The organism is Chitinophaga sp. Hz27, assembly GCF_042263525.1.
In the GTDB taxonomy this organism is placed as follows: Bacteria; Bacteroidota; Bacteroidia; order Chitinophagales; family Chitinophagaceae; genus Chitinophaga.
In genome coordinates this window covers 34173-57852 of record NZ_JBHKFJ010000008.1, presented here as the reverse complement: position 1 = coordinate 57852, position 23680 = coordinate 34173, and the positions used below count along the sequence as shown (strand labels likewise).

The 23680-nt window shown below is 43.1% G+C and carries 21 protein-coding genes and 2 tRNA genes; 14 read left to right on the top strand and 9 right to left on the bottom strand.

The window, feature by feature from the left end; all coding sequences use genetic code 11:
• Nucleotides 1-5: 5 nt before the first annotated feature.
• Nucleotides 6-1445: an LptF/LptG family permease gene (locus ACE38W_RS19435; RefSeq protein WP_375833487.1), complete on the bottom strand. Its 1440-nt coding sequence runs from the start codon at nucleotides 1443-1445 to the stop codon at nucleotides 6-8.
• A gap of 126 nt (nucleotides 1446-1571) precedes the next feature.
• Between ACE38W_RS19435 and ACE38W_RS19430 the strand changes: the two genes are divergently transcribed.
• Nucleotides 1572-2186 carry a hypothetical protein gene (locus tag ACE38W_RS19430; protein WP_375833485.1) on the top strand — a complete coding sequence of 205 codons (615 nt, stop codon included), beginning with the start codon at nucleotides 1572-1574 and terminating at the stop codon, nucleotides 2184-2186.
• Here the strand turns inward: ACE38W_RS19430 and ACE38W_RS19425 are convergent.
• On the bottom strand, nucleotides 2183-2563 hold the full coding sequence (locus ACE38W_RS19425; protein WP_375833482.1) for an START-like domain-containing protein: 381 nt from the start codon (nucleotides 2561-2563) through the stop codon (nucleotides 2183-2185). The two genes, ACE38W_RS19430 and ACE38W_RS19425, sit on opposite strands and share 4 nt — an antisense overlap.
• Before the next feature lie 364 nt (nucleotides 2564-2927).
• On the opposite strand from ACE38W_RS19425, the gene ACE38W_RS19420 reads away from it, so the two are divergent.
• The 9 genes from ACE38W_RS19420 (at nucleotide 2928) to ACE38W_RS19380 (ending at nucleotide 10915) form a co-directional block, all read left to right on the top strand.
• Nucleotides 2928-3797, top strand: coding sequence for an RNA polymerase sigma factor RpoD/SigA (locus tag ACE38W_RS19420; protein ID WP_073083942.1), 870 nt, complete (start codon nucleotides 2928-2930; stop codon nucleotides 3795-3797).
• 157 nt (nucleotides 3798-3954) lie between these two features.
• Nucleotides 3955-5283, top strand: coding sequence for a signal recognition particle protein (gene ffh / locus ACE38W_RS19415; RefSeq protein WP_375833479.1), 1329 nt, complete (start codon nucleotides 3955-3957; stop codon nucleotides 5281-5283).
• A gap of 182 nt (nucleotides 5284-5465) precedes the next feature.
• Entirely contained in the window at nucleotides 5466-5924 is a 459-nt protein-coding gene (gene rpsP, locus ACE38W_RS19410; RefSeq protein WP_375833476.1) for a 30S ribosomal protein S16, read from the top strand.
• Nucleotides 5925-5998: 74 nt separating this feature from the next.
• On the top strand, nucleotides 5999-6520 hold the full coding sequence (rimM, locus tag ACE38W_RS19405; RefSeq protein WP_375833474.1) for a ribosome maturation factor RimM: 522 nt from the start codon (nucleotides 5999-6001) through the stop codon (nucleotides 6518-6520).
• A 43-nt stretch (nucleotides 6521-6563) separates the two neighbouring features.
• Entirely contained in the window at nucleotides 6564-7235 is a 672-nt protein-coding gene (trmD, locus tag ACE38W_RS19400) for a tRNA (guanosine(37)-N1)-methyltransferase TrmD (RefSeq protein WP_375833471.1), read from the top strand.
• 118 nt (nucleotides 7236-7353) lie between these two features.
• Nucleotides 7354-7701, top strand: a complete 348-nt coding sequence (rplS, locus tag ACE38W_RS19395) for a 50S ribosomal protein L19 (protein WP_167013105.1) — start codon at nucleotides 7354-7356, stop codon at nucleotides 7699-7701.
• A 164-nt stretch (nucleotides 7702-7865) separates the two neighbouring features.
• Complete coding sequence (locus tag ACE38W_RS19390; RefSeq protein ID WP_375833468.1) at nucleotides 7866-8123, top strand: twin-arginine translocase TatA/TatE family subunit; 258 nt, start codon at nucleotides 7866-7868, stop codon at nucleotides 8121-8123.
• A gap of 58 nt (nucleotides 8124-8181) precedes the next feature.
• On the top strand, nucleotides 8182-9627 hold the full coding sequence (gatA, locus tag ACE38W_RS19385; protein ID WP_375833465.1) for an Asp-tRNA(Asn)/Glu-tRNA(Gln) amidotransferase subunit GatA: 1446 nt from the start codon (nucleotides 8182-8184) through the stop codon (nucleotides 9625-9627).
• 10 nt (nucleotides 9628-9637) lie between these two features.
• On the top strand, nucleotides 9638-10915 hold the full coding sequence (locus tag ACE38W_RS19380; RefSeq protein WP_375833463.1) for a transglycosylase SLT domain-containing protein: 1278 nt from the start codon (nucleotides 9638-9640) through the stop codon (nucleotides 10913-10915).
• Between the two features lie 319 nt (nucleotides 10916-11234).
• On the opposite strand, the gene ACE38W_RS19375 is transcribed toward ACE38W_RS19380, so the two are convergent.
• The 3 genes from ACE38W_RS19375 to gap form a co-directional block, all read right to left on the bottom strand.
• Nucleotides 11235-12656 (bottom strand): cation:proton antiporter, encoded by a 1422-nt coding sequence (locus tag ACE38W_RS19375; RefSeq protein ID WP_375833460.1) that lies wholly within the window; start codon nucleotides 12654-12656, stop codon nucleotides 11235-11237.
• A gap of 147 nt (nucleotides 12657-12803) precedes the next feature.
• A complete protein-coding gene (locus ACE38W_RS19370; protein WP_375833458.1) occupies nucleotides 12804-13994 on the bottom strand; it encodes a phosphoglycerate kinase in 1191 nt (396 codons plus the stop codon).
• 165 nt (nucleotides 13995-14159) lie between these two features.
• Nucleotides 14160-15176, bottom strand: coding sequence for a type I glyceraldehyde-3-phosphate dehydrogenase (gene gap / locus ACE38W_RS19365; protein WP_375833455.1), 1017 nt, complete (start codon nucleotides 15174-15176; stop codon nucleotides 14160-14162).
• Between the two features lie 140 nt (nucleotides 15177-15316).
• On the opposite strand from gap, the gene ACE38W_RS19360 reads away from it, so the two are divergent.
• A tRNA-Glu gene (locus tag ACE38W_RS19360) sits at nucleotides 15317-15388 on the top strand.
• 429 nt (nucleotides 15389-15817) lie between these two features.
• Here ACE38W_RS19360 and ACE38W_RS19355 read toward each other — a convergent pair.
• Together ACE38W_RS19355 and ACE38W_RS19350 are read right to left on the bottom strand one after the other, a co-directional pair.
• On the bottom strand, nucleotides 15818-19003 hold the full coding sequence (locus tag ACE38W_RS19355) for a two-component regulator propeller domain-containing protein (RefSeq protein ID WP_375833452.1): 3186 nt from the start codon (nucleotides 19001-19003) through the stop codon (nucleotides 15818-15820).
• 159 nt (nucleotides 19004-19162) lie between these two features.
• Nucleotides 19163-19741: a hypothetical protein gene (locus ACE38W_RS19350; RefSeq protein WP_375833449.1), complete on the bottom strand. Its 579-nt coding sequence runs from the start codon at nucleotides 19739-19741 to the stop codon at nucleotides 19163-19165.
• Between the two features lie 114 nt (nucleotides 19742-19855).
• Here ACE38W_RS19350 and ACE38W_RS19345 point away from each other — a divergent pair, with 114 nt between their 5' ends.
• A complete protein-coding gene (locus tag ACE38W_RS19345) occupies nucleotides 19856-20293 on the top strand; it encodes an SRPBCC domain-containing protein (RefSeq protein WP_375833447.1) in 438 nt (145 codons plus the stop codon).
• 50 nt (nucleotides 20294-20343) lie between these two features.
• Here the strand turns inward: ACE38W_RS19345 and ACE38W_RS19340 are convergent.
• Together ACE38W_RS19340 and ACE38W_RS19335 are read right to left on the bottom strand one after the other, a co-directional pair.
• Nucleotides 20344-20415, bottom strand: a tRNA-Glu gene (locus tag ACE38W_RS19340).
• Nucleotides 20416-20545: 130 nt separating this feature from the next.
• Nucleotides 20546-21802, bottom strand: a complete 1257-nt coding sequence (locus ACE38W_RS19335; RefSeq protein WP_375833444.1) for an MFS transporter — start codon at nucleotides 21800-21802, stop codon at nucleotides 20546-20548.
• 190 nt (nucleotides 21803-21992) lie between these two features.
• Between ACE38W_RS19335 and ACE38W_RS19330 the strand changes: the two genes are divergently transcribed.
• Complete coding sequence (locus ACE38W_RS19330) at nucleotides 21993-22397, top strand: hypothetical protein (protein WP_375833441.1); 405 nt, start codon at nucleotides 21993-21995, stop codon at nucleotides 22395-22397.
• Nucleotides 22398-22582: 185 nt separating this feature from the next.
• Nucleotides 22583-23665, top strand: a complete 1083-nt coding sequence (locus ACE38W_RS19325) for an efflux RND transporter periplasmic adaptor subunit (RefSeq protein WP_375833438.1) — start codon at nucleotides 22583-22585, stop codon at nucleotides 23663-23665.
• Nucleotides 23666-23680 lie beyond the last annotated feature (15 nt).

The following is a 23680-nucleotide window of genomic DNA, read 5'->3' as shown; positions in this document are numbered from 1 at the left end:
AGGTTTTAAGTAGTTGTAGGTTGCCTTTTAAATCTCTGTAAGAACTTCTTAACTGTTTGAATAATGCGAAAATAGAATTCTTTATTGAAAAGCTGCGAATCATTCATGGCTTTATAAATTAAAAAAGCCGCGATTGGCAACAGTACAATATTGGATAGCCACATCCCCGACCACGTCATCATCACACCACTTCTGGCCATTTTCTCTCCGATCATGAAAAATACGTTAAATATCACAAAGAATATAACGGCAAATACAAGCGGGGTACCTAACCCACCTTTACGGATAATAGACCCAAGTGGGGCACCTATCAGGAACATTACAATACATGCTGCTGCCAGTGTGAATTTACGCTGCCATTCTACTTTGTGCATTAGGATAACACCATGTCTGTCTTCATAGTCTTTTGCTGGCGTTTCCAATGCGCTGAGCCCTTCACGCACGGTTTGTTCTGCTCTTTCCAGCACATTTCTGCGCTGGTCCATTGGGATAATATCTTCAAATTCTTTTACTTTCAGTGGAGGTGCATTTTTTACCCAGGCACTGTCTTTCCATTTAGAGAAAGTATATCTGCTGGATACATAAGCGCGCATGGTTTTGCCGTAGGTGGCTTCTACTTTCTGGAGGGAGTCGATGGCCTGGTCCAGCTGGCGAACGTTCAGCATTTGCTGGTTGGAGGCAAAGAGATCCATGTTCAGGCGGTTGAAGGCAAAGGCGCTAAGGTCGAATGCCTTGCTGTATTTTTTGAAGCCAAAGCGGATCATGTCAGGAGGTACGGTGAAACCACGATTACCGCGTTCTTCATATCTCCAGCCGTTTTCCAGGATGAAGTAAAGAAAACGTTTATTGGCAGTAAGTACCATCTGGCCTTTTTCCGCAGTAATGATTTTATCACCACCACCGGTAGAGTGGTCGAAGATGATCACCTGATGAATGGTCTGGTTATCTTTATCTTTCTGGGCTACTTTGATGGTATAGCCAGGAATATCTTTATAAAAAACACCCGCTTTAATATTGAATGCAGGTTTGGCATTGGTAATATCCCAGAGAAGTGATTTTGCCTGAAGGTTGGCCACTGGGATTACATAGTTGGCAAAGAGGAAGGCGCCAATGGCGATGATAGTACAAATTACCAGTAAAGGTCTTATAAAACGAAGCAGGGAGATACCGGCTGATTTCAGGGCCACGAGCTCAAAACTTTCACCCAGATTACCGAAGGTCATGATGGAGGAGAGTAGTACCGCCAGCGGAAGGGCCAGGGTTACGAGGGTAGCGCTGGTATAGGCAATCAGCTGAATAATTACCGTAGTATCCAGTCCTTTTCCTACTAAGTCGTCGATGTACTTCCACAGAAACTGCATAATCAGTACAAACAGCGTCACGAAAAAGGTGGCTACGAAGGGACCAAGAAATGTTTTTATAATGAGTTTGTCGAGTTTTTTCACTGATAATGCTGTATTAGATCTGAATCCCGAACTTCGTATACACGAGCTTCCGGGTACTATAAACCGTAAAGTTAGTATGATTTCACAAAGGAGCGTAAAGAACGCCTGAAATTACCGTTAAATTATATGGAAAATTTTGAATTAACAGCAGCGGAGGCATCCATTGCCGCGAATGCGGAACTATTGCGGATGAAGAACAGCGTGATAGGAAAGGTGGTGCAACTGATGGGGGCCATACAGGAGGATATGCGGGAACAGGTGGCACATCAGCAGTTTCCATTTGAGGCGGAATGGGTAGTAAAGCATGCTAAGATATCGAAAGGTGAGCAGTATAAGGGTTTGCCATGGGTAATGCTGGATTATCCACGATTTTTTAGGTATAGTGATGTATTTGCGTTCCGCACCATGTTTTGGTGGGGGCATTATTTTAGCAGCACCCTTCATCTTGCAGGTAGGGTGAAAGCTATGTTCAGTAACGTATTAATACGCAACCATGCGGTATTAGCCAGTAATGGTTTTCAGGTTTACCTGGGAGATGATCCCTGGGAACATGATTTTGAAGGAGGGAATTACAGGCCCATAGGAAGTTTAAGTTTAGAAGATTGGAGCGTAATAATTAATCGTCATGATTTCCTTAAAATAGCGAAACCGTTTTCGCTGGAGCATTGGGGAAAAGTAAGGGAAGAAGTTGTGGCGACATACGCAACACTTCTTACGTTACTAGACACAAAGGCTGGTTAGTTGCCGATTCTGTGAAACAGATCTTTTACCTGGTATTCCCATAACTGGCTCTGATCTTTGATTTCCTTCTTTTCAGCGAAATCTTTTACCACCAGGATGGTTTCATTGGTAACTTCTGAAATCTGTATTCTGAATTCGAAGTATTCTTCTTTCGGGGCATGGGTCCAATGTAGACGGATAAACTCATCCTCTTCCTGCTCCAGTACTTCAGCTTCTTCTTCCGTGCCGTTCCAGGAGAAAGAGAAAACATTATCTCTGAAGTCAACCTTATCTGCGAACCATTCTTGCAGGCCTGCCGGCGTAGAAAGAAATTCGTATAGAATAGAGGGTGAACATCTAACCGGGAATTCCAGCTCGTATAGCACTTTCTTAGACATCTCTCAAATAATTAGTAAATCAATATCATCAGGTTGCAATTATAGAAAATTATTTATTCTGTCAAAATAATTTACGGTTTTTTTTTAACTATCTTCAAAAAACTTTCTTCGCTTTAAAAAAAATCTATTTATTATTATAAATAATAATATCAATTATTGATATATGAGTGTATATTCGCTATAATGGTTTCCCATGGGAAATTTTTACAAAAATTGCAAGCACTTAAACATCAATCGATTTTGTTTTGAAATGTTTTAAAAACCTAAGAAATTTTTTGGTCGGTATCTAAAAAAAGTTATTTTTGTCAGGCATTCATCAAATCTTAACATTTTATTAACCTGTAACTGTTCCGACTCTATGTCAATGCGCCAACTTAAAATCACTAAATCCATTACTAACAGGGAATCACAATCCCTGGAGAAGTACCTGCAGGAGATAGGGAAAGTGGATTTAATCACGCCGGAGGAAGAGGTTAATCTTGCTATCCGCATCAAGCAGGGCGATCAGAGAGCGTTGGAAAAGCTTACCAAAGCCAACCTACGTTTCGTTGTATCCGTTGCTAAACAGTATCAGAATCAGGGCCTGTCGCTCAGCGATCTTATCAACGAGGGCAACCTGGGGTTAATTAAAGCTGCTCAACGTTTTGATGAAACGCGCGGTTTTAAATTCATCTCTTATGCAGTATGGTGGATTCGTCAGTCCATCCTGCAGGCTTTGGCTGAACAATCCCGCATCGTGCGTCTGCCACTCAACAAGGTAGGCCTGAGTAACAAAATCAGTAAAGCGTATTCCCAGTTGGAACAAGAGTTCGAACGTGAGCCTTCTCCGGACGAACTGGCTACCATTCTTGAAATCAATACCGACGAAGTAGAAGCCACACTTGGCGTTGCTGCCCGTCACGTATCAATGGATGCGCCTTTCATTGATGGAGAAGATAATTCTCTCCTCGATGTACTCGAAAATCCAAATGCCGTTTCAGCCGATGAAGAACTGGACCACCATGATTCTTTACGCCGTGAAATTGAGCGTTCCCTTTCCACGTTAACGGACCGTCAGAAGGATGTGATCATGTTATACTTCGGTATTGCTGTAGAACATCCAATGTCTTTAGAAGATATTGGCGAAAAATTTGGCCTCACACGCGAACGTGTACGCCAGATTAAAGATAAAGCCATCACTAAGTTAAGAACCACTTCCCGCAGCAAATTGCTCCGCAATTATCTCGGAAGTTGATAATATTGATATTTTGGTTTAAAGCGATAGGCCCGATGGGCCTGTCGCTTTTTTATTTCGCCTGAGACAGGCTTTCTCGTCTCTAATCAGTAGAGACAAGAAAGGAAAAAATCTCCGGGAAAAAAACTACATTTGCCATCCGTTTAAAATACCGACAATGTTTGAATCTCTATCAGAGCGGCTCGACTCCGCATTTAAACAACTTAAAGGGGAAGGCCGTATTTCGGAAATAAATATCGCCACTACCGTTAAGGAAATCCGCCGTGCATTGGTGGATGCGGACGTGAACTACAAGATTGCGAAAGAATTTACTGATAAAGTAAAAGATAAAGCACTGGGAGAAAAGGTTCTTACCTCTATCTCTCCGGGACAGCTCATGGTGAAGATCGTGAAAGACGAACTTGCCGAACTGATGGGCGGTACCGAAGCCGAATTTGATATCAAAAATAATCCTACGGTTGTACTGATCGCAGGTTTACAAGGTTCTGGTAAAACTACCTTCTCTGGTAAACTGGCGAATTACCTCAAATCTAAAAAAGGTAAAAAACCTTTGCTGGTTGCTGCCGATATCTACCGCCCTGCGGCGATCGATCAGCTGAAAGTATTGGGTGAACAGATCGAAGTAGAAGTATATAGCGAACCTGAAAACAAAAATGCAGTTCAGATCGCTGAAAATGCTATCAAACACGCTAAATCCAATGGCAATAATATCATCATCATCGATACCGCCGGCCGCCTTGCGGTAGACGAAGCGATGATGACTGAGGTAGCCAACGTTAAAGCTGCCGTTAAACCGCAGGAAATCCTGTTCGTAGTGGACTCCATGACTGGTCAGGATGCGGTGAATACAGCAAAAGCGTTTAACGATCGCCTCGACTTCTCCGGTGTTGTTCTTACAAAACTGGATGGTGATACACGTGGTGGTGCTGCACTTACGATTAAGTATACGGTTGAAAAACCTATCAAATTCGTAAGTATGGGTGAAAAACTCGATACCCTCGATGTTTTCTACCCAGAACGTATGGCACAACGTATCCTGGGGATGGGTGATATCACTACCCTGGTAGAACGTGCGCAGGCCCAGTTCAACGAAGAACAGGCTAAAAAGCTGGAAAAGAAAATCCGTCAGAACCAATTTGATTTTGATGATTTCCGCGAACAGCTGCAGCAAATCAAAAAAATGGGTAACTTGAAGGACCTCATGGGAATGATTCCAGGAGTAGGCAAGGCCATTAAAGATATTGATATCAGCGATGATGCTTTCAAAGGTATTGAAGCGATGATCAACTCCATGACACCAGCTGAAAGAGGTAATCCAGACCTGATCGATGGCAGCCGTCGTAAGCGTATCGCAACAGGTAGTGGTAAAAACATTCAGGATGTCAACCAGTTCATGAAACAGTTCGAGCAGATGCGTCAGATGATGAAGATGATGAACAAGTTTGGTGCTGGTGGAAAAGGCCTGGGTAGCATGATGAAACGCTAGTTTTGTGTAACCGCCCATCGCATAAAATGGTTATCCATTTGATTGTCAGGGCACTAGATAAATCGGGGTAAAGTTTATACTGAGTTATATAAATTTTTTTTGCAAATATCGAATTACAGGTTACATTTGCATCCCTAATTAAACAATATTTCCTAACTCGCAAAAAATAACTCGACTTATTTATGCCAGTAAAAATCAGACTGCAAAGACATGGCGCGAAGAAAAGACCTTTCTACTTCATCGTAGTAGCTGACGCTCGCGCTCCAAGAGATGGTAAATTCATCCAGAAAATCGGTACTTACAATCCACTGACTGTACCTGCTTCAATCAACATCGATACTGAAAAAGCATTGCGTTGGTTACAGAAAGGTGCTCAGCCTACTGATACTGTAAGAAGAATCCTCTCTTTCAAAGGTGTATTGTATTTGAAACATCTCCTCAGAGGTGTTACCCTGGGACTGTTCGACGAGCCTACTGCTTACCAGAAATTTGCACAATGGCAAGCTGAACACGAACAGAAAGTTTCTGCTCGCCGCGATGGACACAGAAAGTCTAAACTTGCTGCTCCAATCGTTAGAAAAGTAGAAGATACTCCTGCTGCTCCGGCTTCTCCGGCAGAAGGCGAAGGTACAGAAGCATAAAACGGCAACGTTTTACAAATACCTGAAAAGGAAATATTTGCGGCTGCAAATATTTCCTTTTTTAATTTCCAATTATGAGCAATTACTTCAGTATCGGGAAAATGTTGTCGGCCCATGGGCTGCAAGGAGAGATCCTTGTAAGACATAGTCTGGGCAAACGTTCCACGCTTAAAGGCGTTGAAGCGATTTTCCTGGAGGAAAGAAAGAATTCTTTTATTCCTCATTTCATTCAGCACGTTACCGCCAAAAATGCGGAACAGCTCTATATTAAACTGGAAGGGATCGATACCAAAGAAGCGGCACAAAAGCTGCTTCCAGGCCAGATTTATCTCCAGGAAGCTGATTTTAAAAACCAGGCAGCCTCTTCTTCTCCATTGGCATTACTGGGATTTACAGTGGAAGACGAACAATATGGAACACTGGGCACCGTAGAGGAAGTTATCGAAATGCCCATGCAGGTATTGATAAAAGTCATGATCCAGGGCAAGGAAGCCTTATTGCCAGTAAACGAGCAATCGCTTGTGAAGGTGGATAAGAAGAACCAGGTGGTACATCTGCAGCTTCCGGAAGGCCTGGTAGAGCTTTATACCAGTTAATGGGGAATAAAACAGCAATAATTTGATAAAACACACCAGCATTATGCGTATTGATATTATAACTGTGTTGCCGGAGCTGTTGGAAAGTCCACTTTCTCATTCCATCATGAAACGCGCGCAGGCAAAAGGTTTGCTGGAAGTGCATGTGCATCCGCTGCGGGAGTATTCTACCCTGAAACATCAGCAGGTGGATGATTACCAGTTTGGCGGTGGCGCCGGTATGGTAATGATGCTGGAACCTATTGTAAACTGTATCGAATCATTGAAAGCCAAGGTGGAATATGATGAAATCATCTATATGACACCAGATGGTGAGACCCTGAACCAGAAGATGGCCAACCAGCTGTCTATGAGAGGGAACCTGATGATTTTATGCGGGCACTATAAGGGGATAGATCAGCGCATCCGTGATCATTTTATTACCAAAGAGATTTCCATTGGAGATTTCGTGCTTTCCGGCGGTGAGCTGGGGGCAGCAGTTCTGGTAGATGCGATAGGCCGCCTGTTGCCAGGTGTGCTGAACGACGAAACCAGCGCTTTATTTGACTCTTTTCAGGACAATCTGCTGGCTCCGCCGGTGTACACCCGCCCAACGGAATTCAGGGGCTGGAAAGTACCCGATGTGCTGTTGAGCGGCGACCATCGTAAAATCGATGAATGGCGTCATCAACAAGCCGTAGAAAGAACAAAAGAAAGACGACCTGACTTATTGTAAATTAATTACTTAAACATTAGTACAAAGGTATTTTGAACTTTTTGCAGAATTAATGCACTATTAATTTGGTAAATGCGAATTCTTAGTATACTTTTGCACTCCCATAAATATTTGAAAGATGAACGCAATTTCGTTTGTTCACGAACAACTGACAGCTAAAAAACAGTACCCGAAGTTTAAAGCAGGCGACAACGTCACTGTCAATTATAAAATCGTGGAAGGTAATAAAGAAAGGATTCAGTCCTTTAAAGGTGATGTGGTGAAAATCCAGGGTACAGGGTTTACTGCGTCTTTCACTGTTAGAAAAATTTCTGACGGTATTGGTGTTGAAAGATTGTTCCCGCTTTACTCTCCTAACATCGATGGTATCGTGTTAAACAAGGTAGGTAAAGTTAGAAGAGCAAGACTGTACTACCTGCGTCAACGCGCTGGTAAAGCAGCCCGTATTAAAGAAAAAAGGGTTTAGTAATAAATACAGGGAAATTAGTAATAAGCGGGGCCAGCAGGCTCCGCTTTTTTCGTTTTCTTAAAAAGATATTAAATCTCTTTCCACTCCTGTATTTGCCAGAAAAAAGCGGATTTTATAATTTATCTTTGTAGACTGAATTTTTAAATAAACAATCGAAAAAGATGACTGCTGTTTTCGCTAAATCTACTTTCTTATTTCTCTCCGATGTGGGTGGTTCTGAATTGTTACTGATTGCCATCGTAGTATTACTGCTGTTTGGTGGTAAAAAAATTCCTGAACTGATGCGTGGCCTGGGTAAAGGTATCCGTGAGTTTAATGATGCCAAAAACAACGTGCGTCAGGAAATTGAGGAAGGTATGAAAGATAAACCTGCTGCTCCCACTCAATCTTCTACTACCGATACCAGCCACGGCGCTTAATTCGGTTAGTACACGTTACGGAGTATCTATATTTTAATCTATTTTAACTGGTTTAGCTTTGTCTGAATTCAGCAGTATAATCACTTTTCACAAAGCATTATACGCCGGCAGCATAACCTGTACGGAAAGAGTACGTTTCTATCTCAACCGTATAGCTGAGCTAAAACATTTGAATGCCTTCCTGGAGGTATATGAAGAGGAAGCCATGGAAAAGGCCCGCCAACTGGACGATCGCATAAAAAGCGGTCAAACGGTAGGGCCCCTGGCTGGTGTGGTAGTTGGCATCAAGGATGTTATTTGCTATAAAGGCCATAATGTAAGTTGTGCTTCCCGTATTCTGGAAGGATTTAATTCTTTATATTCTGCCACAGCAATTGAAAGGTTGCTGGAGGCAGATGCTATTATTATCGGTAACCTGAACTGTGATGAGTTTGCGATGGGATCTACCAACGAAAATTCAGCCTATGGTCCGGTATTAAATGCATTGGATACCACCCGCGTTCCGGGAGGCTCTTCAGGAGGCTCTGCTGTAGCAGTACAGGCAGATCTCTGTCAGGTGAGTCTGGGAAGTGATACTGGTGGTTCCGTTCGCCAGCCAGCGGATTTCTGTGGTATTGTGGGACTTAAACCTACATATGGCAGAATATCCAGATATGGTTTAGTCGCTTATGCGTCATCTTTTGACCAGATTGGCGTTTTTGGCAAGGATATTGCCGATGTGGCAGCGGTTTTGCAAGTGATTGCAGGACCTGATGAGTTCGATAGCACGGCTGCTCAAAAGGAAGTACCAGATTATCAGACAGGTCTCACACACAATAAATCCTACAAATTTGCGTATTTAAGGGATGCACTGTATCATGATGGCCTTGATCCTGAGATAAAGAACGCATTTATAGATCTTTTTGAATCTTTGGTAGATGATGGTCATACAGTAACCGGAAGCGGTTTTGACTATATCGATTATGTGGTGCCAGCCTATTATGTGCTGACTACCGCAGAAGCATCTTCCAATTTGTCGCGTTATGATGGTGTGAAATATGGCCACAGAACGGAGCAACAAAACCTCGATTTGGTCGATTTTTACAAGAAAAGCAGATCAGAAGGTTTTGGTAAAGAAGTAAAAAGGCGTATCTTACTGGGGACTTTTGTACTGAGTTCGGGCTATTACGACGCGTATTACACTAAAGCTCAGCAAGTTAGGCGATTGGTTGCAGATAAACTGAATGAAGTACTCAACCAATATGACGCCATTTTAATGCCAACTGTGCCTTCAACGGCATTTAAATTAGGGGAAAAGACTGACGACCCTATAGCTATGTACCTTGCCGACATTTACACGGTCTTAGCGAACCTGGCGGGTGTACCTGCAATATCGGTCCCCATGTGGAAGCATTCTAACGGGATGCCTTTTGGTGTACAGATCATCACAAAGAAGTTTGACGAGTCGAACCTGTTAAACATCGCCCATCACCTGATGGAGCGCAACCAGGGAGAGATTGTATAAAATAAATTGTATGAGAAAAATCTTTTTACTTACGCTATTGCCAGCATTGAGTATTGGAATTGTGAAAGCGGATAGCAACGGCATACCTAAAAAGACGGCGATTGCCTCGCAATACGCCGACACTGCTGTATTAAATCATGCTAAGGTAAAACTACCTAAGGATACTGTCGTTCGCGCTACAGCTACCTCCATTGCAGTAAAGAAGGCGGCTCAAAGCCTGCCTAATAATATTCGTAGCCCAAAAGTCTACGAACAAATTAATAATAACCTGGTTGCCGGTTATGTGAATAACTATGCAACCCGTTATAGCCAACATCTTGCGATCATGATCGAAAAAGGACAGCCTTATTTCGCCATGGTTGAAAAGATCTTCCGTGAACACGGCATCCCTGAGGAAATGAAATACCTCGCCGTTATTGAATCCAGCTTCAACACCAACGCACGTTCCAGAGTGGGCGCCGTAGGTGCGTGGCAGTTCATGGCAGGTACCGCTCGTATCTTCGGTTTGAGTGTTGGTAAAAAAGTTGACGAAAGAAAAGACTTCTATAAATCTACACTCGCTGCCGCTCAATACCTTAACCAACTGTATGATCAGTTTGGAGATTGGTTACTTGTAGTAGCAGCTTATAACTGCGGCGCCGGCGGCGTTCAACGCGCTATGAAAGCCAGCGGCCGCGAAGACTTCTGGGGCATGCAATATTTCCTGCCAGCTGAATCACGTAACCACGTTTACAAATTCATCGCTACAGGTTATATCCTTGATAGATTCAACAACTTCTTCGGTGTAAGCATGGACGACAACAAAGCTGTAGTTACTAACGCTACAGAAGTTGCTGCTCCAATGGCTGCAGTAGCAAGAGGCCCGTTGACAGAAGAAGAAATTTACAGCTCCGTAGAAGTAAACGTTACCGGTAAATACAGACTGGAAGCCATTGCTAAAGGCCTCGATATGGAGCCTGCAGCACTGGACCGCCTGAATCCTGGTTTCGCAAAAGCAATGGCTTCTCCTGCTAATGCCTACGACCTGCGTATCCCTAAAGATAAAATGAAGCAGTTCCTGGCTGATAAAGAGTCTATACTGAAAGAATCTGTACAGATGACACTGGATGATAAAGCTAGCGGTGTGGATAAATCTAAATTCCCTGCACCAGCTAAAATGCCTGAAGCTAAAACTCCGGCAGCTAAAGCACCTGCAGGAAACGCTACCAAAAAAGCATCGACTCATCACCACAGCAGCGCGAAGAAAAAACATCACTCTGCTAAGAAAAAGTCAACCGCTAAAAAGTAAGCGTTATCAACTACGATAAAATATACACGATATAAAGAAAAAGTCCTGGGGTATATGCCCAGGACTTTTTTTATGGCCATCATCCTTTGGATGAAGGCTGTAAAACTCATTTAATATATACTTCAACGTTAGGCAGAGGGTACCTGATTCAGGTATGTCTCTACTCCAATCATCTGCCCGCAGGGCAAACTCATATGACAAAAGCAGCAGTGCCGTCTCTTTTTGACAGAGACGGCACTGCTTTTATTTCTACTTAATCATCTGCTCTCTATTGAATAGAGACGAAATAATTAATATAAATCGGATATAGGCGTAAACGTTAGGCGGTTACTGCTGGTGCATCGTGATGTTTACGTTCAGAATATGCTACTACATCTAATAGGGGGCCTGTCATGAAAGTAGTGGTGAGCGCCATCAGTACCATCATTGCGAAAATCTCAGGAGAAAGTATGCCGAGATCATAACCAATATTAAGTACTACCAGCTCCATTAAGCCCCTGGTATTCATCAAAGCGCCAATGCTCACAGACTGACGCCAGCTGGAACCCATTAAACGCGCAGTAATAGTACTGCCTCCGAATTTGCCACCTACGGCCACTAGCATAATCATGCCGAATGCGGCCCATAAATGCCCTTGTGTCAGCAAGCCAATCTGCGTGCGTAAGCCCGTAAAGACGAAGAATATCGGCAGCAAAATCTGCACTGATACATCTTCCAGTTTATCGGTAAATACCTTACGTACTGTTTCCTGTACAGGCATAATGGCGCCAGCGAGGAATGCCCCAAAGAGTGCATGGATACCTATGACTTCAGCCATCCAGGCGGATAGCAGTAATGTTAGGAATACGATGCCTGCTGCGGTTTTTTCACTATCCTTACTTAACTGACGTTGGATCATATTTTTCAGCCATGGGCGAACTATAAATAGCATAATGGTCACAAAAATGAGTGCCAGTCCAATTGTAATGGCTGCTGTTGCCAGGCCGGTGGATTTAGCGATTGCTACTACCACTGCTAAAACGCACCAAGCGGTGATATCATCTGCTGCGGCACAGGTAATGGCCAATGTGCCTAATGGTGTACCTGTCAATTTTCTCTCCTGCACAATTCTAGCCAATACAGGAAAAGCAGTAATACTCATCGCGATGCCCATAAACAGTGCAAATGCAATGAAGTTAACATTGGCAGGAGCATAGCTTTCAAAGATGAAATAAGCCAGTCCTACGCCCAGGAAAAAGGGGACTACAATACTTGCATGGCTAATCATCACTGCATCATGTGCTTTATTCTTGATTTTGCTGAGATCTACTTCCATGCCTACAATGAACATGAAGAAGGCCAGGCCGATCTGACTGAGGAATTGAAGGCTTTTCAATGATTCTGTCGGGAATAGGAAGCTAGAGAAAGAAGGTGCGATCCAGCCCAGCAGGGAAGGGCCGAGTAAGACGCCCGCAATAATTTCTCCGACAACAGCAGGCTGTTTGATCAGATTTGCCAACTTACCAAAGAAGCGGGCAACGATCATGATGACTACAATTTGTAATAGAAGTAAGCTTAGCGGGTGCTTAAAATTCTCCAGGTACTGGCTCCAGGTATTGCTGGAGGTGAGAACAGCGGCAGGGCTATGATGAGGTACGATAGCTTGTTTTACAGGGAGAGATTGGCCTTTGCTCAGTACAAACCAGATGAGGGCGCCAAAGATCCCGATAATCACAGGATACCAGATAAAGCGTTTATTCATAATCTATCTAATTGAAATCTACCTGAAAGATAAAAAAAACCTTTTACTGCTTATATTATGAAATCGGTCATTCGCCTAAACAACAAAGGTCTCTCTCCATTTGGTAGAGAGAGACCTTTGTTAGTTATATTTTATATAGGCGGATGCTTAGATAGCAGCGATACCTGGAAGGATTTTTCCTTCGAAGAATTCGAGCATAGCGCCGCCGCCAGTGGATACATAGCTTACTTTCTCTGCCAGTCCGAATTGGTTAACAGCAGCAACGCTGTCGCCACCACCTACCAGAGAGAATGCGCCGTTAGCAGTAGCAGTAACGATAGCATCAGCAACACCTTTGGTACCGTTTTGGAAAGCGGTCATTTCGAAAACGCCCATAGGACCATTCCAGAGGATGGTTTTAGATTGTTTAATGACTTCACTGAAGAGTTTAACAGATTCAGGTCCGATATCGAGGCCCATCCATCCTGCAGGGATGTTGTCATTAGAAACGATCTGGGTAGCAGCATCAGCAGCGAATTTATCAGCAGCAACGGAATCAACAGGCAGAACCAGTTTCACGTTTTTCACTTTTGCTTTATCCAGCAGTTCGAGTGCCAGGTCCAGTTTATCGTTTTCTACGAGAGAGTTACCGATTTCTTTGCCTTGTGCTTTCAGGAAGGTGTAAGCCATACCACCACCGATGATGATGTTGTTTGCACGATCCATCAGCGTTTCGATAATGAGGATTTTATCACTCACTTTAGCACCACCGAGGATAGCGGTGAAAGGAGCTGCTGCGTTATTCAGTACTTTCTCGGCGCTGGAAACTTCAGCTTCCATGAGGTAGCCGAACATTCTGTTTTCAGGAGCGAAGAACTGTGCGATTACAGCAGTTGAAGCGTGTGCACGGTGAGCGGTACCGAATGCATCGTTTACGTATACGTTGCCCAGTTTAGCCAGTTGTTCAGCGAAAGAAGCGTCTCCTTTTTCTTCTGCTTTATGGAAGCGGAGGTTTTCGAGGAGGAGTACTTCACCCATCTGGAGGTCGGCTGCTTCTTTTTCAGCAACAGGACCAACACAATCGGAGGCGAATTTTACGGTAACGCCATCGAGGAGGGAGATGAGGTGATATACGAGGTGTCTTAAAGAATATTTATCCGTAGGACCATCTTTTGGTCGGCCGAGGTGAGACATGAGGATAACTGCGCCACCATCTTTCAATATTTTTTTGATGGTAGGAACAGCTGCGCGCATACGTGTATCGTCGGTGATTTCGAATTTATCGTTTAACGGTACGTTGAAATCTACGCGGACCAGGGCTTTCTGGCCATTAAAGTTATGTTCTGAAAACTTACTCATGGAGTATCAGTTTTATAATAACAGAGGATAAGTCAATAAAAAAACCGCGGAACCAACAGCACAAAGCATTTAAATCATCCGAAGACAATTCGGCTGGTTTGCTGTTATGGTGTAGTTGCGCGGAATTTATAACAAAGCCCCTGCCGAAGCGGGGGCTTGTAATAATTATTTAGAGATCAGCTGAGCGAAGTGTTTCACGGTGCGAACGAGCTGAGAAACATAGCTCATTTCGTTATCGTACCAGGATACAGTTTTCACCAGTTGAGTATCGCCAACGTTTTGAACTCTGGTTTGAGTTGCGTCGAACAGAGAACCGTAGTGGATACCGATGATGTCAGAGCTAACGATTTCATCTTCAGTGTAACCGAAAGATTCGTTTGCAGCTGCTTTCATAGCGGCGTTGATTTCTTCAACAGTAACTTTCTGACCGAGGATAGCAGTCAGTTCTGTGAGGGAACCGGTGATGGTAGGAACGCGTTGAGCGGAACCATCCAGTTTACCTTTCAGTTCTGGCAGAACCAGGCCGATAGCTTTAGCGGCGCCGGTGCTGTTAGGAACGATGTTAGCTGCAGCAGCGCGAGCACGACGCAGGTCACCTTTAGGGTGAGGAGCGTCCAGGGTGTTCTGATCGTTAGTGTAGGCGTGGATGGTAGTCATCAGACCATTAACGATACCGTATTTATCCTGGAGAACTTTCGCCATTGGAGCGAGACAGTTGGTAGTGCAAGAAGCACAAGAGATAACTGTTTCAGAACCGTCGAGGATATTATGGTTTACGTTGAAAACAACAGTTTTCAGATCACCTGTAGCAGGAGCGGAGATAACTACTCTTTTAGCACCTGCAGTGAGGTGAGCAGAAGCTTTATCTTTATCAGCGAAGAAACCGGTGCACTCAATAACCACATCAACATCGTGCTGGCCCCAAGGAATTTGAGCCGGATCTTTCTGTGCATATATTTTTACCTCGTCACCGTTTACAGTAATTGAATTGTCAGAATTTTTAACCTCTGCATCAAATCTACCCTGAGCTGAATCATATTTCAGCAAATGCGCTAACTGCTTAGGGCTGGTGAGGTCATTGATAGCAACAACATCAATGCCTGGCATTGCGTAAATCTGGCGGTATACCAAACGACCAATACGGCCGAAACCATTAATACCAATTTTGAGAGTAGTTCCCATTTTACATCGTGATTTGAATATGAAAAAATCGAAGGCGAATTTACAATCAATAGATCTAGAAATCAATATATTTTTAAGTTATCAAAATATTTTTTGGAGAATTAAAAAATAATCCTACTTTTGCAATCCCAAAACGATACGCCGCGTTGGTCAAGGGGTTAAGACGCCTCCCTTTCACGGAGGAATCACGGGTTCGATTCCCGTACGTGGTACAAAGAAAACGGTCTCTACTCAGTAGAGACCGTTTTTTATTTGTGCCATTTCCTCACTGCTCATCTCCCATCTACATTTATTTAAAAAATAACCGGTAAAAACGGTATCTCACCTATCTAGTTTACTCTCTGATATATTATAATGCTCAGATCAAAATAATCGAAAACAAATCCTATTCTGTCTGTATTAGTTGGTTTGATCATGCCATTGTTAATAACAGCCTGAATGATTGATTTACCAAATACCAAAACCACTCATATACTACTTCTGCCACCGGATGTCTGTAATAGACGTTGGGGCATACCCGGAAGTGCTATAATCAGTAAAAGATATTGAGTTTGATTAACCGTTTGACCGGATGTAGATAATCAGGTAGCTGTTCATGGTTAACTTGATAGTTGCCTGTTATCACCGGTTCTTCACTGTTGTTAATTTAGTTCTACAGGGAACCATAGCGTAACCTTTGTGCCAGTAGGATACCCACTCTCATCATACAGATCTTCAATCTCGAAACCTGCCTCCACATCAAATTTGCTGCTAAAAATAGATAGCCTGTCGCGCGTAATCTGTAAGCCTTTTGAAGAATGTTGTAAGCCTTGTAGTTGTTTTATTCTGGCAGATTTTTCGCGACCTACGCCATTGTCTTCAATGGTGCATAACACGCGTTCTGAAACCTCTTTGAAGCTAATCGTTACACGACCCTTATCCTTTTTGTGCACGAGACCATGCCAGATGGCATTCTCCACAAAGGGTTGTACAATCATGGTTGGCATCTGCACCATATCTGCATCTAACTCAGGGGCTATGTTTATTTTATATTCAAACTGGTCGGTGAAACGTAGCTTCTCCAATTCCATATAGTTCTCCAGCATACTCACTTCTTTTGAGATGGAAATATTATTTAGCTGGGAGTTATCCAGGACGTTGCGAATCAGCTTAGCGAAACGACTTAGATAAGCCTGGGCTGACTCTGTCTCATTCTTCATCATGAATATCTGGATAGAGTTCAGTGCATTGAAGATGAAATGTGGATTCATCTGGGCACGAAGTGCGTTCATCTCGAGCTGTGCAATCTTCTGCTGAATGGAGTTTCGGTGCTTTGCTTCTTTTCTGATGAGCGAGATGCGTAAACGGAAATAGAAGTATACCAACGCTACGGCCAACATGAGTGCCAGGAAACGGAACCAGTTTGTTTGCCAGAAGGCTGGTTGAATTCGTATATGCAGCTCCGTGATATGGTCTGAAAAAGTGCTGGTAGCATTGGCTGCTTTTACCCGAAAGGTATAATCGCCAGGAGGAAGATTTGTGTAACGTGCTGTCAGCAAGCCTTCCGCATTCACCCATTTTTCATCCATGCCTTCCAGCTTGTAATAGTAGTTGATCTTTTCAGGATGATATTGTAGGCTTTTAAACTCAATAGTGATGAAGTTCTGACGGTAACTCAGCTGTACTGGCTGGTTTTCCCGCAAAGCGCCTTCAACCTGGATTGTACTATCCATGGCACGCAGATTCAATATAGTGACATCTGGAGGGGGAGGAGCCACCAGCAAGCTCCCTGGATCAAATGTTACCACATGATCTGAAGCGCCCACCATCATCATTCCATTTTTTAACTGTAAAATCCTTTTCCTGACCTTGCGATTATTGTCGATGATATCGGCTCCCTGCACAAAGGATAAAAGCATCCCTGTGCGACTCTGTAGCTTATAGAATCCATATTGAGTAGTTAGCCAGATGTTGTGCTGATCATCGTCCTGTAAACATAGAATCCACTCATTAAACAGCTGCCTGTTCACCAAGTAGGGCTCATAATGGAAGCTTCGTGTATTGAAAATCCAGAGGCCATGATCCGTTCCTACTAATAAGGTGGAGTCATTCTGTCTCAGGATAGATGTGACATTGGTGTAGGTTTTATTATTCCATTTAAAAGTGATCTGTTGTAGTACCTGATCGGTAGATGGTTTGAACAGTACCAGTCCTGTATTGCTGGTAGCTAGCCACAAACGGCCATCCCGGCCGGCTTCTATATCCATGACGGAGGTGGGTTTGTGCAGACTGTCCAATAATGTTTTATAGTTGCGAAAGGTGTTGCGTTGTGGGTTCCAGCTAGCTAATCCTCTTTTGTAGAGGCCAATCCAAACGGTTGTGTCATCTACAGGCAGTATATTTAGCAGCGTTTGATCATACAATGCAGCGTCGTGCAAATGCCGTGTAAAGCGGTGCTGCCGTGGATCATAGAGCGAGAGATTACCATTTTCCTGTCCGACGAGAACGGTACCATCTTTCATTTCTGCAAATGTCCATACCAGTCCTCTTTCTTCGGGAATTGTGGTGGCATTGCCTTCGGGGCCTGCGGCGTAGGTGTTGATTAATTGAAGATCGGCATTTAATACGGCAAAGCCTTTGCCCCAATAGCCAATATATACGTTGCCGTTAGTACTTTGAAAAATTCCGGTGACTTCTGCTGCGGGGAGTCGTTTGTTGGTAGTAGGGAAAGTGGTAGTAGCGTCCAGCTGATGAAATGTCTGGCTGTACAGACTTAAGATATTCACGCCATGGTCGGTACCTATCCACAGCTGGCCTTCGCGATCGTTGATGAGGCAATTAGCTTCGTAGTTGTAGTGTAACCCTTGCGGATCGTTGTTGTTCCCTGATATATTGAGATCGAATTTTTGGGTGCGGTAATTATAACGGAAAAGGCCACCATGTTCTGTAGCTACCCAAATATTCTCTTCCACATCGGCAGAAACATCAAAGATGGGATCCTTATCTGTGGCTAGTTTCATAGCTCCGGGAGGAGGGCGGAAAAAGAAGGAATCCAGATGGTGATTGGTAGGATTGTATTTGAATACATTTCCGCCGCGTGCCGCTATCCATATGTTGTGATGTGGATCGGTATAGAATTTTTTAATAGAGTGATGTATGTCGAAGATTGGCAGGTGTTGGGGATTATTGCCACTGTGATAGAGTTGTGTATGATTGCTATTGAGTAGGTAGATGCCGTCTCGGCCACCTAGCCATAGGTTTCCTTGTTCATCTTCGAGGATGCCATCCTGGATTTCTGCGCGGATAGGCTCTGGCAGGATGGTAGCTTTTTGAAAGGAAGCAGATGGTTCGTCGTATAGAAAGAGGCCGTTGCGGGTGGATGCCCAGATGGTGCCTTTGTGATCCTGGATGATTTTGCTGCATTCAAGGCCTTCCGGGAGCTGGTTGTTATCAGCCATTTTCAGCGTTGTTACTTTGGTAGTAACGGGATCGTATACACGAATATTTTCTGGTGTTCCCATCCAGATACGGCCTTTTTTATCTTCACAAAGACAGATATCATCATAATAAATAGAGCCGGGTACCTTGTCGAAGTTGGCGACAGTTATGAGATTGGTACCATCATATCGTTGCAAGGCCGTACTGGCAATCCATATAAACCCTTTATGGTCTTGCATGATAGCAGAAACATGATTGCTGGCAAGTCCGTCGGAAATATCCAGGTGTGTGAATTTATGAGGTACGCTGGTTTGGGCCTGGAGCCGGAATACAATACAACAACAGAGCAGTAGGGAAACGACCGCAGCACAGAAAGGGGCATAACCTGGCATAGAACGAAGCTGGCTCATTAGGGGCGTCTTGTTTATTCCTGCTAATTATTATGGTTCCTGTAAAGATACTATTGGCAGAAGAATTATGGATATTTTTTAAAGTCAGAGGCATGTGGATAATAAAAAAGTCAGACCGGACTGGTGGCCTGACTATTATAATTTGAATATTTTCTTCTGTTAACTTCTGGCTGAAGCCACTGCTGTAGCGTCTTTTTGAGATGCTAATGGCGCTTTTACGTGATTGGCTTTTTTCAACTGTTTTAAAGTAGTCATGTATTTCTTAAGATCCTGTGGATCAGAGGAGATGGTGATATCTTCAATCCTCGGGTCTGTGCTTACGGTGGCGGCATTTGTTCCTGCGAATATGACTTTGATCGTGCCAATTAGCCTGGTTTTGTTTTTAACTGTTTCGGTAATGACATATTGGAACCAGATTTTTCCTTGCTCATCAGGATGTGAATTCAGTGCTGTAGCGGGAATGTTGTATTCCATGAAGTCTTTTGGCAAAGCGTCTTTCAGGCGAGCAGCTGCGGCATCGAGACTATCCTTATCTATTTTATTATTAGCCGCGTACTTAATCACGCCATTTTTCTTGAAGGAGTTGCCGAAGGATGTATAGAGTACATTGGTTAGTTGTTCATTGAAGAGGATAGCGCGTTTCTCGCCCTGGCAGTTAGCTACTAAGTAGATGGCGGGCTGGGAGAAAGCTTGTGATAGCACTAATTGAAATAGCAATAGCCAGATGATTTTTTTCATATAGGTAGTTTTTGATTGTTTTACATGGAAGTAATATGCCACTTGTAAAGTTCCTGTTCTGCGTCCGTGTCGAAAATTTTACATTAACGTTTAAAACGCTTTAATCGTCTGCATATGACAGAAAAATATACGCATACAATAACTGTTGGTTCTTCAAAAGCTATACTGTGGAGGGTTTTGACTGATACATCATTGATGGCCGAGTGGATGGGGACTCCTGATATGCAGATAGGTGTAGTAACCAGCTGGGAGTTGGATACAGCTATCAGGATCAGTGGTTTTCATCATGTTGCTTTTGAGAATAAGGGAATGGTGATGGAGTGGGAGCAGGAGAAAAGGCTTGTTTACAGTCACCTGAGTTCTGTATCGAGATTACCGGACGTCGCGGAAAGTTATAGTCTGATTGGATTTGAGCTGAATGAAAAAGAAGGAGGAACAGCGCTTACGGTTATTATTAATCATTTTCCTACGGAGGTTATACGTAAGCACCTGGAATTTTATTGGAGAGGAACAATTTATAAGATAAAAGAGATAGCAGAGAAGATGATGTGATAGGGATAAAAAAAAGCTGCTCTGATGAAGAGCAGCTTTTTAATTTTTTGTACCACGTACGGGAATCGAACCCGTGATTCCTCCGTGAAAGGGAGGCGTCTTAACCCCTTGACCAACGCGGCGTTTCCGTTTTGGGATTGCAAAGATAGGCATTTGTTTATAACTGCAAAATTTATTTTCAACTTTTTTGAATTTTTTTTTGCTGTCAGCAATTGCTATCAAAGAACCGGGGTGCAAATATCGTAATATTTGTCAATTTTCCTTCACTTCGGCAAAAGATTTTGCAGGAATCTCTTGTATTTGCTGTTGTCTGCGTCGGATCAGCTGTAGTGAATATAGGCCAAGACCCAGTGTGAATAAGCCTTGCAGCATGACCGTGTCTGGTGTGCCTAGTGTTTGAGAAATTGTGCCAACGAGTAATCCGCCGAGCGGTTGCATCCCGAAAAAGGCCATGGCATAGAGGCTGATAACTCTTCCTCGCATGGAAGGATCGACGGTTGTTTGGATAATGGTGTTACTGATTGTTATCTGCGACATCATACCAAAGCCGCACAAAGTAGCAAAGATCAGTGCTAAAGGATAGATAGTTGTATGTGAGAAGAATATTAATCCAACACCAAATATGATGGTGTTGATCGCCAGGATCTTGCGGAGGTTATGTCCTGGTTTCAGTGAAGCAAGATATAAAGCCCCCAGAAAAGCGCCTAGGCCAATGGCGCTGTCTATCACGCCAAAAGTGGCGGCGCTGCCTTTAAAGATATCTTTCGCATATACAGGGATCAAAGTGGTGTAAGGCAGTACGAATAAGCTCATTAAGCCTAATAATACCAGTATTTGCGCAATGGCTGTAGTTTGTTTGGCGTAAGCCAATCCTTCCTTCAGCTCTGTAAATACCTTTTTTTGCCGCTTTTTAGCCTCATATGCCGGCAATCGCATCATTAGCAATGATCCGATCACCGCAATGAAACTAACCGCATTTAGGGCAAAACACATATCATCTCCCAATTTCTCTAAAATGATACCAGCAATACCTGGTCCTATCAATCTGGAGAGATTGACCATGGAAGAATTTAATGCAAGAGCATTAGGCAGATCGGATTTATCTTCTACCATTTCATATACCAGGGATTGCCTGGCAGGAACATCAAATGCATTGATCAATCCCAGTAAAGCACTTAGTGCAATTATCTGCCATACTTGATAATGACGGAAATAGATCAATAAGGTGAGCAATACCGCCTGGAACATCGATGCAAACTGTGTCACCAGCAACAGCTTATATCGGTTATATCTGTCTGACGCCACGCCGCCCAGGAAAGAAAATACGAAGGAAGGGAACATACTGGCAAACAGTGTTAACCCCAGCATGAACTTAGAATGGGTTTGAGCATAGATAACCCAGCTGACAGCCGTTTTCTGCATCCAGGTACCTATAAGAGAAATGGATTGTCCGCTGAAATAAAGTCGATAGTTACGGCTCCGAAATGCACTAAATGTTTGTATCCTCATGATCTGAATCTCCGCCCCAAAAATAGTAAAGAAACTTTATTAATTTACTTTGCAAAGTTAGCGCCGCATACGCTCGGGAAATATTAAATCTTCCTTAAAGTTTGATTCGCATGTCTCAAGTTTCCGTTTTATGATATTGTTTTACGTTCTAATCCGATTCTAATATCATTTTAATTGCCTTAGCGAACAGATGAGAGTAGTAGTATTTTTTGTATGCCTGTGCCTCCTTCTCTTTAGAGGGGATGTACGATTGTTTGCGGAGACGCAACGCAATGGCATCAGCTATACACATACTCAGTTTCAGGATAGAACACAGCATGTTACCAAAGCCTCTCCTGCTCAGAATTTCATCTTTATTAATGATGAAAATCCATACCAGGACAAGCAATATATGGTTAGTGAAGATATAGAGGAGAATGATAACCAGGAAGGCTTCGCTGCCAAGTTCAAACTAATTTTCAAATACTTTCTCATAGCGTATTACCAGACTTCTTCAGCTGGTTTAAGTAATCAACACCAATACTTCAAAGCACGGTCCTCCTTCTTCGGACAGGAATCCTGTAAGTATATACTCCAAGGTGTTCTAAGAATCTGACCTGCAATATATCGTCTCGGCTCATGCTTGCATGTAGACCTTGGTATATATGTATTTAGTTAGAAACCATCTTATTTACACATTGCCGTGCCATGCTTTTCCTCAAGTCGTTGACTCAATTACTGCAAGTTCTCTAAACTTTTTACTTCCAACCAACTTGTCGAATAATATCCTTTTTAATTATCATGAATAGAATTGTCATGCTCGCCGGCTTGTCTGTGGTACTATGCTACACAAGCTGTAAATCAAAACCTGAAGAGAAAGAAGAAGTCAGTAAATACACGATTACCAGTCCTGTACGTATGGATACTTCTTTTACGAAGGAATATGTTTCTCAGATTAAATCTGTTAGAAATATCGAAATCCGTGCCCTGGAAAAAGGTTATCTACAAACCATCCTGGTAGACGAAGGTCAGTACGTAAAAGCTGGCCAGGTATTGTTTAGAATGATGCCTAAAATGTATGAGGCAGAATTACTGAAAGCGGAAGCAGAAGCTAAAGCAGCTGAAGTAGAGCTCCAGAATACTAAAATGCTGGCAGAGAAAAACATCATCTCTAAAAACGAACAAACAGTAGCTCAAACGAAACTGGACCAGGCAAGAGCTGAAATAGCCATGGCTAAACTTCATCTTGGCTTTACTGAAATCAGGGCTCCTTTTGATGGTATCATCGACCGTATCCCTAAAAAGCCTGGTAGCCTTGTAGATGATGGTGAACTGCTTACCAGCCTGTCTGACAACACCCAGATGTTCGCTTATTTCAACGTATCAGAGCCAGAATACCTGGACTATGAAACGAACATGAAAAGTCGTGGTGATAACAAAGTAAATCTCCTGCTGGCAAATAACACCCAGTTGAAATACACGGGTGAAGTGACTACTGTAGAAGGGGAGTTCAACAACGAAACAGGTAACATCGCGTTCAGAGCTAAGTTCCCTAACCCTGATAAGCTCCTGAAAAACGGAGAAACTGGTAAGGTACTCATGACCATGCCATTAAAAAATGCTTTACTGATCCCACAAAAAGCCACTTACGAAATACAGGATAAAGTATATGTCTTCCTGGTAGATAAAGATGGTAATGTGAAGTCAAGACTGATCACTGTAGGTAGTCGTATGCCAGATCTGTACGTAGTTACAGATGGCTTGGCTGAAACAGACAGGATCCTTTATGAAGGTGTGCAGAAAACTAAAGATGATGACAAAATCAGCTTTGAGTATAAAGCACCAGCAGAAATTATTTCTCACCTGAGATTAAAAGCGGAGTAGTTGTTCAATTACCAA